This window comes from Corynebacterium jeikeium (assembly GCA_003955985.1).
In the GTDB taxonomy this organism is placed as follows: domain Bacteria; phylum Actinomycetota; class Actinomycetes; order Mycobacteriales; family Mycobacteriaceae; genus Corynebacterium; species Corynebacterium jeikeium_D.
Map to the genome: position 1 here is coordinate 2,270,521 of CP033784.1, position 10,591 is coordinate 2,281,111.

Annotated in this window: 8 protein-coding genes; 3 read left to right on the forward strand and 5 right to left on the reverse strand. The window is 59.2% G+C overall.

Translation table 11 applies throughout. From position 1 onward, the window contains the following. Nucleotides 1-214: 214 nt before the first annotated feature. Nucleotides 215-1,114, reverse strand: a complete 900-nt coding sequence (gene ppk2, locus EGX79_10055) for a polyphosphate kinase 2 (GenBank protein ID AYX82486.1) — start codon at nt 1,112-1,114, stop codon at nt 215-217. A 154-nt stretch (nt 1,115-1,268) separates the two neighbouring features. On the opposite strand from ppk2, the gene EGX79_10060 reads away from it, so the two are divergent. Then, nucleotides 1,269-1,745, forward strand: coding sequence for a hypothetical protein (locus EGX79_10060; GenBank protein ID AYX82487.1), 477 nt, complete (start codon nt 1,269-1,271; stop codon nt 1,743-1,745). A gap of 344 nt (nt 1,746-2,089) precedes the next feature. On the opposite strand, the gene groL is transcribed toward EGX79_10060, so the two are convergent. Further along, nucleotides 2,090-3,715 carry a chaperonin GroEL gene (groL, locus tag EGX79_10065; protein ID AYX82488.1) on the reverse strand — a complete coding sequence of 542 codons (1,626 nt, stop codon included), beginning with the start codon at nt 3,713-3,715 and terminating at the stop codon, nt 2,090-2,092. A gap of 378 nt (nt 3,716-4,093) precedes the next feature. Between groL and EGX79_10070 the strand changes: the two genes are divergently transcribed. Both EGX79_10070 and EGX79_10075 read left to right on the forward strand, forming a co-directional pair. Next, complete coding sequence (locus EGX79_10070) at nt 4,094-5,479, forward strand: dipeptidase (GenBank protein ID AYX82489.1); 1,386 nt, start codon at nt 4,094-4,096, stop codon at nt 5,477-5,479. Nucleotides 5,480-5,718: 239 nt separating this feature from the next. Beyond that, on the forward strand, nt 5,719-6,273 hold the full coding sequence (locus EGX79_10075) for an acetyl-CoA acetyltransferase (GenBank protein AYX82490.1): 555 nt from the start codon (nt 5,719-5,721) through the stop codon (nt 6,271-6,273). A gap of 151 nt (nt 6,274-6,424) precedes the next feature. On the opposite strand, the gene EGX79_10080 is transcribed toward EGX79_10075, so the two are convergent. The 3 genes from EGX79_10080 to EGX79_10090 all read right to left on the reverse strand — a co-directional run bounded on the left by EGX79_10080 (nt 6,425) and on the right by EGX79_10090 (nt 10,501). Beyond that, nucleotides 6,425-7,636, reverse strand: a complete 1,212-nt coding sequence (locus tag EGX79_10080; GenBank protein AYX82491.1) for an IS110 family transposase — start codon at nt 7,634-7,636, stop codon at nt 6,425-6,427. A 292-nt stretch (nt 7,637-7,928) separates the two neighbouring features. Then, nucleotides 7,929-9,617 carry an ABC transporter permease gene (locus tag EGX79_10085; protein ID AYX82798.1) on the reverse strand — a complete coding sequence of 563 codons (1,689 nt, stop codon included), beginning with the start codon at nt 9,615-9,617 and terminating at the stop codon, nt 7,929-7,931. 74 nt (nt 9,618-9,691) lie between these two features. After that, on the reverse strand, nt 9,692-10,501 hold the full coding sequence (locus EGX79_10090) for a metal ABC transporter ATP-binding protein (protein AYX82492.1): 810 nt from the start codon (nt 10,499-10,501) through the stop codon (nt 9,692-9,694). Nucleotides 10,502-10,591 lie beyond the last annotated feature (90 nt).

Consider the following 10,591-nt stretch of genomic DNA (forward strand, 5'->3'; position numbering starts at 1 on the left):
AAATGTGAAACTGACCCAGTTTATGACACTTTCGAGCAAAATTTCTGGCCGTTTTTGTCATAAACTCAGTCACTAACTCGCATCGCCCCGCCGCTGCGAGCCATAAGGGCATCGTCCCGGCGCTGCCAACCATAAGAAAACGCCCGCCGAGTGCCTGAGCACTCATGCGGGCGTTACCTCTAGACAAGAATTTTGTCAGTTACGAGCCACCGAATTAGTCACCAATCTGGTCGCGGCCACGCTTAACAATCTTCGGATCCGGAGTACCGACCAGCTCGTGGTCCTTCTCCGTGTACTCGAACTTGCTCAGCACATAACGCATCGCGTTGATGCGGGCACGCTTCTTGTCGTTGGACTTAATGGTAATCCACGGGGACTCATCGGTATCCGTGTAACGGAACTGCTCTTCCTTCGCGCGGGTGTAGTCACCCCAACGGTCCAGCGATGCGAGGTCCATCGGAGAGAGCTTCCACTGACGTACCGGGTCGACCTGGCGAATAGCGAAGCGAGTGCGCTGCTCCTTCTGGGTCACCGAGAACCACAGCTTGGTCAGCGAAATACCGGAGCCCAGAATCATGTTCTCCAGCATCGGAACCTCACGCAGGAACTCTGCATGCTGAGACTCAGTACAGAAACCCATCACGCGCTCAACGCCCGAACGGTTGTACCAAGAACGGTCGAAGAAGACGATTTCGCCAGCGCACGGAAAATGCTCAATATAGCGCTGGAAGTACCACGAGGTGGACTCACGCGGCGACGGCTTTTCCAGAGCCACAGTTCGAGCACCACGCGGATTCAGGTGCTCGTTAAAGCGCTTAATGGTACCGCCCTTACCAGCGGCGTCACGGCCTTCGAAGAGGATGATGTGCTTCTGACCAGTTTCCTTGGTCCAGTTCTGCCACTTCAGAAGCTCAATCTGCAGCTTCCTCTTAATAGACTCATATTCCTTGCGCGTCATGCGCTCCTCGTACGGGTAGCCATCGCGCCAAGTGTCAACCCGCTCACCGTCTGGAGTGACCAGTACCGGATCGTCCTCATCAGAATCATCGACGACGTAGCCTTCGGTCTTCGCCAAATCGACGATGTGGAATTCCTCTTCATTCTTGTCAGCCATACCCCTTATCCTACTGAATTTCTCTGCCACGCGTCCCCCATGCGGGTGCCCTTACCTGCAATTTCCCAGCAGTTAACGTTCCGTCTTACCGAAATTGAGGGGGTGGGACTGCACGCAGCGACCGTCGATAAGCACTGCGCGTACAATAAATGCCATGTTCTTATCCGAGGCTCTTGCCGCACGATCCGAAGTTTCCGACCGGCTGGCTGAGATTAATCGCCGTCTCGCGCTGGTGGCGCAGGTGCAGGAAGGCGATACGCCTGATGAAGATCCGCAAGCGCTTATTGCCGAAGCCGAGCGTCTGATGGCGCGCTTCGAATGGCTGGTGCGCTCGATTAACGCAACGAATTCCGCTACTGCCTTCGAGGACGGAACGCTTAGCGACGCACTTGCGAAGCGCGACCACCTGCTAACACGGCGGCGGTTCTACACCTCCGCAGCCGATCAGGGCTCGGGTCGGCGGGATCGATACTCAGCTTCGGAGATTCGCTATGTCGCCACTGTGGATATCCGGTCGCTGCGCCAGAAAGCCGACAAGGCGGCGAAGGAATACCGGGACTTGGATACCCGTATTCAGCAGGCGAACTGGTCAACCGAGCTTATCGAGGCCGCGAATAAGCCGGCCGAATAGCAAAGTGGCAGGGTTCGGTAGCGAAACCAGAAGAATTTCACATTTTGATAAGTCGGTAGTTGCATCCAGATTGTCGGCGAGCGCGACGGCCTGTCTCTGGCCTTAAAGGGACACCTAAAGATCTCACCTGTACTGAGGCAGCAGGATTAATAACAGACAGTCCTCGTCATTGCGTACATGGGTACAGATCATCGGTTATTTTTCACTACCAAGCGCTGAGGCGTCTGATGCAACGAGGGTGGGTTCGGGGACTTAAAACTTTCTCAAGTTACACAGCAAAAAGCGCCGCTGAGGATTTCCCTCAGCGGCGCTTTTTAGGCTAACTCAAGCAGTCGGGACCTCTTTTAGAAGCCCATGCCGCCCATCTCGTCGCCACCCGGCATTGCCGGCATAGCCGGTTCCGGCTTGTCAGCGACAACAGCCTCGGTGGTCAGGAACAGAGCCGCAATGGAAGCGGCATTCTGCAGTGCGGAGCGGGTAACCTTCACCGGGTCGTTGATGCCAGCTTCCATCAGGTCGATGTACTCGCCGGTAGCAGCGTTCAGGCCTTCACCCTGCGGCAGGGAAGCAACCTTCTCGGTAACGACGCCGGCCTCGAAACCAGCGTTCAGAGCAATCTGGCGCAGCGGAGCTGCGAGAGCCGCACGCACGATGCGGACACCGGTTGCCTCGTCGCCGGTCAGACCCAGCTCGTCGTCAAGCACGTGCGAGACCTGCAGCAGTGCGGAACCGCCACCTGCGACGATGCCCTCTTCCACAGCAGCCTTTGCGTTACGGACGGCATCCTCAATGCGGTGCTTGCGCTCCTTGAGCTCGACCTCAGTTGCGGCGCCAGCCTTGATAACTGCAACACCGCCGGCGAGCTTAGCCAGGCGCTCCTGCAGCTTCTCCTTGTCGTAGTCGGAGTCGGAGTTCTCGATCTCAGCGCGGATCTGGTTGACGCGGCCCTCGATAGCGGACTGCTCGCCAGCGCCCTCGACGATAGTGGTCTCGTCCTTGGTGACGACCACCTTGCGAGCGCGACCCAGCAGCGGCAGGTCAGCGGTCTCGAGCGACAGGCCGACCTCCTCGGAGATGACCTGGCCATCAGTCAGGATAGCCATGTCCTGCAGCATTGCCTTACGACGGTCACCGAAGCCCGGAGCCTTGACAGCGACAGACTTGAAGGTACCGCGGATCTTGTTGACGACCAGGGTGGACAGAGCCTCGCCCTCGACGTCCTCAGCAATGATCAGCAGCGGCTTGCCGGACTGCATGACCTTCTCCAGCAGCGGCAGCAGGTCCTTGATGTTGGAAATCTTGCCGGAAACCAGGAGGATGTACGGATCCTCCAGAACGGCCTCCTGGCGCTCCATGTCAGTGGCGAAGTAACCGGAGATGTAGCCCTTGTCGAAGCGCATACCCTCGGTCAGCTCCAGGTCGAGACCAAAGGTGTTGGCCTCTTCCACGGTAATGACGCCTTCCTTGCCGACCTTGTCCATAGCGGTGGCAATCAGCTCACCGATAGCCGGGTCAGCAGCGGAGATACCAGCGGTAGCAGCAATCTGCTCCTTGGTCTCAATGTCCTTAGCGGACTCCAGGAGCTTCTCGGTAACAGCCGTGACAGCCTTCTCGATGCCGCGCTTGATGCCCATCGGGTTGGAGCCAGCAGCAACGTTGCGCAGACCCTCGGAAACCAGAGCCTGAGCCAGAACGGTAGCGGTAGTAGTACCGTCACCAGCGACATCGTCGGTCTTCTTGGCAACTTCCTTGACCAGCTCAGCGCCGATCTTCTCGTAAGGATCCTCAAGTTCGATTTCACGTGCAATGGAGACACCGTCGTTGGTGATCAGCGGTGCGCCCCACTTGCGCTCGAGGACTACGTTGCGACCCTTCGGGCCCAGCGTAACCTTGACAGCGTCTGCCAGGGTGTTCAGACCCGTTTCGAGACCGCGGCGGGCCTCCTCGTCAAATGCAATCATCTTAGCCATGAGGTTTGAAGAATCCTCCGTCTATTTATGTGGCACTTACATTGGAAGTTGACCCAGGCGCCCGCGACGGCATGTGATTCGAGGGAAGCGCCGCCCTCTCCATCACCGGAGTCAACACTGTACTTTTTAACGACTTTGCAACACTTGTTTCAGTCTGCGCTGCAGTATGTGCTGCAGTTTGCTGCAACTCGCATACAACGCACACATACACAAGGTGTGAAGTTGTTTTTATTAGCACTCAATTAGAGCAAGTGCTAATTCACTTTTTTAGCACTCAACCCCATCGAGTGCAAGGTTAAGCGCCGCAACTCCCAACGCCAATACCACTCCCGACGTCACTCCCAACGTCATCATGGTTGTGCGCCTACACTGTCGCACATGAGCATTATTAATAAGGAACTCACGGACGCCCTGCGAGACCACATCTCCAGCCAACGCGAGACCATCCGCACCCAGCTGACCGAGCTGGTGGCTTTCCCCTCCGTACACGGCACCGAAGAAACCAAACAGGCTTGCATTGACGCAGCTCAGGCGGTTACCGAGATGTACGCAGAGCTGGACATCGAACTGAAGGCGCACCACACCGTCGACGGCTCGATTGCTCTGTCGGGTTTCGTCCCCGGGTCGTCGGAAAGCGCGAAGACCGTACTGCTCTACTCCCATTACGACGTCCAGCCGGCGGGCGACGAATCCGCTTGGACCGCGGATCCGTGGACGCTCGATGAGCGCGACGGTCGCTGGTACGGACGCGGTACTGCCGACTGCAAGGGCAACGTGGTCATGCACCTGGCTGCGCTGCGCGCGCTGCGCGACGACGCTCTTGCGGGCCACGTCGACATGCCAAACATCAAACTCATCGTGGAGGGCTCCGAGGAGCGCGGGTCGGCGGGCCTGAACAACCTCATCGCCACACAGCCAGAGCTTTTCGACGCCGACGTCATCCTCATTGCGGATGTCGGCAATGCCGAGGTTGGCCAGCCGACGCTCGTGACCACTCTGCGCGGCACCGCCGATGTGGAAGTACGCGTCGATGCGCTGGAGCAGCCGGTTCACTCGGGCATGTTCGGCGGCGCAGCCCCGGATGCGCTGGCGGCACTGATTCGCATGCTCGACAGCCTGCGCGATGAAAATGGCTTTACTTCTATTGATGGACTGGACTGCTCGCAGCGGTGGGAGGGCCTGGACTACTCGCCAGAGACTTTCCGCGCTGACGCCGGCGTGCTCAATGGAGTGGGCCTGATTAGCAACGAGGACACTTCCGTCTCCGATCTGACCTGGGCGCGCCCGTCGGTGATTGTGACCGGCATCGACTGCCCACCGGCAACCAATGCTGTCAACGCGATTTCGTCGACCGCCATGGCGCACATTAACTTCCGCATCCCAGGCGGCGTTGATCCGGCTGAGGCGCAGGACGCGCTGGAAAATCACCTGCGCGCACATGCTCCGTGGGGCGTGAAGGTGACGGTCGAACGCGACGAGCTGGCTAACCCGTTCCGGGCCAACGTTGAGGGCAAGGTTGTGCAACTGGTCGCTGACAGCCTGTCGGCCGCCTATGGCAAGGAGACCGCAAGCATGGGCGAGGGCGCCTCAATTCCGCTGTGCGCCACCCTGCTGGACGCCGTACCAGGTGCTGACATCGCGCTTTACGGCGTGGAGGAGCCACAGGCTCGCATCCACTCGGCTGATGAATCGGTCGACCCGAACGAGATTCGCGACATCGCTATTGGCGAGGCGGTTTTCCTGGCCTCTGTCAACGGAATTTAACGGGGACAGCAAAGAATCCACCAAAGATATTGATTGAATGACTTGTGTCACATCTTTTACCTGTAGTAAGGTTCCACCCATGCAGCAGAACATTCTTATTCGAGTAGCGAAGGCTACGAACCCCGGTGGAGGCCGACAGGACTGACCCCTCCACACGGGGTCTCTGGCCGCAACTTCTCAAAGCACTTGGTTGGTCCGCCACTCACAGCAAAAGCAACTAAGCAAAGGACCAGAAAAGAATGTTTCCCACTCGCACCCAGAAGAACATGTCCACTTCGACGACGTTCACGGGCAAGCGCCCTTCGTTGGAGCACCAGGACGACGGCAATGTGCGAACTTATTCCGACGATCCATTTAGGGCTCGATTCGGACATCGCCTGCCTCGAGGCTTAAGGCAAGAAGCTCGTGGCATGAACTGGCAGAAGTTCAAGGACACCTACTCCCCCACGAGCGGCCCGGTTCAGATCAAGAATTTCGAGGCAACCCGCGGCACCCTGGGGCGCTGGAATTTCAACGCTGACTTAACACTGACCGACAAGGACGACCACACCCACACCTTCACCCAGGAGATTACCGCTATGGGGCCGGTGTCGGCTTGCACTAATCTGCTGGCTGATGCAGGTTACCGCGTGGAAATCGTGGAATTCCACCAGTTCGAAATCTTCGAAGCTACCGCTACCTTTGTCTATGCAGGTCACAACAATGACCATGTGTGGACCATGGGCTTCGGCCAGACTCCGGAGGCTTCCGTGCTCTCCGCTTTGGTCTGCGCTGCTAACCGCCTGCATGGGTAGGACGCGGATGCTGCTCGTTTAGTAAACGGGGGGTGTCCCTATGTTTTTGTCAAGTGCCAGACCGATGTTGACGAGCACAGTCTTGGGAGTAGTTTCTTAGGCGTGCCTAGGAGCCGGCCAGCGTGTGCTGGTCGGCTTCGTCTTTGGGGCTTTATGCGGCGACGGGGCGTGGCGGGATTTCGCGGAAGAACTCCTTGTTTTTCAGCATCGCGTAGATGACATTGCATCGGCGTCGTGCCAGGCAGATGACTGCTGCGTTGTGGCGTTTTCCTTCAGCGCGTTTGCGTTCGTAATACCGCCGTGACGGTTCGTGGCTGCGGATAACTGCGAATGCGGAGTAGAACAAGGCGTTTTTCAGTCGTTTATTGCCTGACCGTGCCGGGAATTCACCTCTGATCGACGAACCGGATCGTCTAGTCACGGGTGCTATTCCAGCATAAGCAGCTAAGTGGCCAGCACTAGCGAAGTCGGAGCCATCACCGATCGCAAGAAGGATCTGCGCTGCGGTCTTGATGCCGACTCCGGGCATACTCATCAAGACCTCACAAAGAGGGAAATCAGCGAGCATCTCTTCAACCTGCTCAGCAATGGTGTTTCGTTGCTCTTTGAGGGCCTGGATGTTTGCAGCCAGTTGAGGAATTACTAACTCGGCGGCATCGCTTCCAGGCACGGTGACTGTTTGAGCTTTCAGCGCTGTAAAAATGTCGTCTACCAGCGGGGTGGGGTCTTTACGTGTGCGCTTGATCATCCAGTTCAACACTCGTTGGTATCCGGCTCTTTTTAGCCCCTGCGGTCCCTTGTAATGGATCAATAATTCCAGGATCGGCGTGCGAGTCAGGGTGCTACCAGCAAAAACTCGTTCCAGGCTGGGGTAGATCTGGGTGAGGACACTGCGAAGCCGATTGACAGTGCGAGTGCAATCGCGGGCGATGTCATCATCGAAGCCGGACAGCATCTTTAGGGCGGAGAGTACCTCATCATTGCGGTCGACGGCACGTAGCGTGTGGGGCATTGTGCGGGCGGTGTCGGCGATGATGAATGCGTCGCGTTTGTCTGTTTTTGCACGTCCCGGATAGAGATCTGCAGCTTTGCGCATCGCAAGACCTGGCAGGTATCCGACTTCGCAACCGCAGTCCCGGGCTACAGCAATCGGTAGTGCGCCGATGGTGTTGGGTTGGTCGACGATCACGAGCACGGTGCCAAGCTTCTGAAGCTGGTGAAAAACGCCTGCTAGTTCGGATTCGAGTTGAGGCAACGGTTTGTCGAAGACCTTGTTGCCATCACGGTCTAAGGCGCAGGCGTGGTGTTCAGATTTGCCGACGTCTAACCCAAGGAATATGTCGATGGAATGCTCCGGAGACATGATGAGCTCCTAGAAAACGAGATGGGTATGGCGTTGTTCCAGTCGCTGGTGTCATGACCTTCGTTGCAAGCACCCACGTTACAAAGAGACCTAGTTTAAAACTGGCCGTGTCCCTATCAGCTGTCATCGAAAGTCCTGGCACCCGGCGGCAACACCCCCCCGGATTATGGAAACTACAGGGCAGGTAAGCCATACCGGGACCAGCGACTATCCCCATTATCGGGGACACTCACAAGGTAACGGGAATGCGACCGGGGAAGCCCAACGCATGTGGGCCTCGAGCATTCGCGTTTTAGCGCTTCAGCCCCGCGATCATGGTCTTCAAGTTGCTGCGCAGGAAATCCTCGTAGGTTCCCGCGACCGTGCCCGGCTTGCCGAGCTCATCGGAGTGCAGTGGCTCGTCGAAGATCGGAATCCCGGCCTCCTTCGAGACGGTCTTCATGGGGCGCGTATCCACGTTCGACTCCACGAACAGGTGCTTCGGGCGCTTGTCCTTCAGCTGGCGCACGAGGTGTCCGATCTGCGCGGGGGAGCCGTTTTCATCCGTGTCGATCTGCCAGATATACAGCTGCTCCATGCCGTAGGTGTCGACCATGTATTGGAAGGCATGTTCACTGGCCACGAGCACACGATCCTCCTTCGGCAGCGCACCGATCTGCTCGCGGTAGTCGGCGTCGATGCTCTCCAGCATGGCCTTGTACTCCGCCCCCTTCTCCTCGATGTGCTCGGCACGCTCGGGCAGGGCCTCGGCCAGCGCCGCGGTCACGTTCTCGGCCATCGCGATGCCGACGGTCGGGTCCAGGAAGGCGTGCGGGTTGATCTCCTGATTGCCCTTTTCGTCCTTGAGGTACTTCGGTTCCACGCCCTTGGTGGCCTCGACCATCTGGGAATCGTCCAGGCCCGCGGTGTTTTTCAGTTTCGCGAGCCAGCCGTGCTCACCGCCCTCGAGGTTCAGCCCGTTGTAGAACAGCAGGTCGGCGTCGCTCGTCGCATCCAGGTCCGCGGGCAGGGGGTCGTAGTCGTGCGGGTCCGTGCCGGTCGGCACGAGGTTATGGACGTCCACCGCCTCGCCGCCGATCTCCTCCACCAGGTCCGCCAGCAGCGTGAAGGTGGTGACGACGTTCAGCTGCTCACCGTCTGCCTTCTCCTCCGTCGAGAAGGTCACGGCCCCGAACACGAGGGCACCGCCCACCAGGAGGGCCAACAGCGCGGCCAGTGGCTTATTGCCCAGCGAGCGAGCAATCAGTCCCTTGCCTGGCGCGAAGAGGAAAGCCAGCAGGAACAGCGCGCTGGCGGTCAGCACGATCGTCACGCCGGAGGACACGTTGTAGCTATAGCTCAGGAACAGCCCCACTACGGAGCTGAGCGCCGAGATCGCCACTGAAAGCCCGATCATCACTCCCAGCCGGTTCGTCAGCAGGTACGCCGCCGACGCCGGAGTGATCAGCAGGGAGACCACCAGGATCACGCCCACCGTCTGCAGGGAAATGACCGTCACCAGCGTGAGCACCACCATCAGCCCGTAGTGGATTGCCCGCACGGGCACGCCAGCCGACTGCGCCATGACGGGGTCGAAGGTGCTGAGCTTGAGCTCCTTGTAAAAGACCAGCGTGAGAATCAGCACGGCAGCGGCAATACCGATCGAGAGGTTGCGGTCGGCGTCCTGAACGGTCAGGACGTTGCCGAAGAGGATCTCCGTCAGATCCGTCGCCGTCTGCGCTTTCGCCATGAGCAGCACGCCGATCGCGAAGAAGGTGGAAAAGACGATGCCGATCGCCGAATCGTTCTTCACAGTGGAGCGTTCGCTGATCAGCCCGATCGCCAGTGTGGCGAGTAGACCCGCGACCACCGCCCCGAGGAAGAGGTTCGTGCCGAGCAGGTAGGAGGCCGCGACCCCCGGTAGTACGGCGTGCGAGATGGCGTCGCCGATCAGGGCCATGCCGCGCAGCACGATGAAGCTGCCGACGATGCCGCAGGCCACGCCCACGATCACCGAGGTGATCAGCGCTTTTTGCAGGTAGCCGTGGCTGAGTAGTGAGTCGAGGAACTCCGCGATCATGCTGTCTCCTCCTGGAGGGCTGCCTGCCGTGGCGTGGGGTGGGCTGGTGCTGACGGCTCGCGGATGACGAGCGCGCCGAAGGCCTTCTGCAGCACGTCGGGGACGAAGACCTCCTCGGTGGGACCCGCCGCGACGAGCTCGCCGTTGAGGACGATGAGGTCGTTGTAGTAGCCGCGCACCGTGTTCATGTCGTGGTGCACGACGACGACGTGCTTGCCCGCGTCCGCCATCTGCCGCAGCAGGGTCACGATCGTCTTCTCGCTGGGGACGTCGATGCCGACGAAGGGCTCGTCCAGGAAGATGTACTCCGCGTCCTGGACGATGGCGCGGGCAAAGAGGACGCGCTGGAACTGTCCGCCCGAGAGTTCGCTGATGTGGCGGTGGCGAAAGTCCCACATGTCGACGTCCTTGAGAGCCTGGGTGGCTGCTTCGCGTTCGGCCTTGCCGGGGCGGTGGAAAAGACCCAGGCGCGGGTAAGTGCCCATCAGGACGGTGTCGAAGACGCTGGTGGGGAAGTTGCGGTCGAGGTCAGAGCGCTGCTCGATATAAGCGATTGCGCGGCGCTGCTCGGCGGGGGCCTTGCCGTCGAGGGTGACGGGGTAGCCGGCAGGGGCGCCGGTGGGGCCTGTGCCGTGGACGTTGTGTTTGTCCAGGATCTGGAGCATCGCCTTCATGAGGGTGGATTTGCCTGAGCCGTTGGGGCCGATGATGCCGTGCATGCCGGGGGAGTCGAGGGTGAAGCTGATGTTCCGAATCGCGGTGTTCGCGCCGTAGCTCACGCTCAAGTTCTGGACGCTAATACTCATGGCAGCCAAGAATAGTGGTCAGTTCAATGAATCACCAAGTTCAATGTATTGACCTTTGGGGTGGGGTGGTGTTGGGGGGGGGCAGTAATG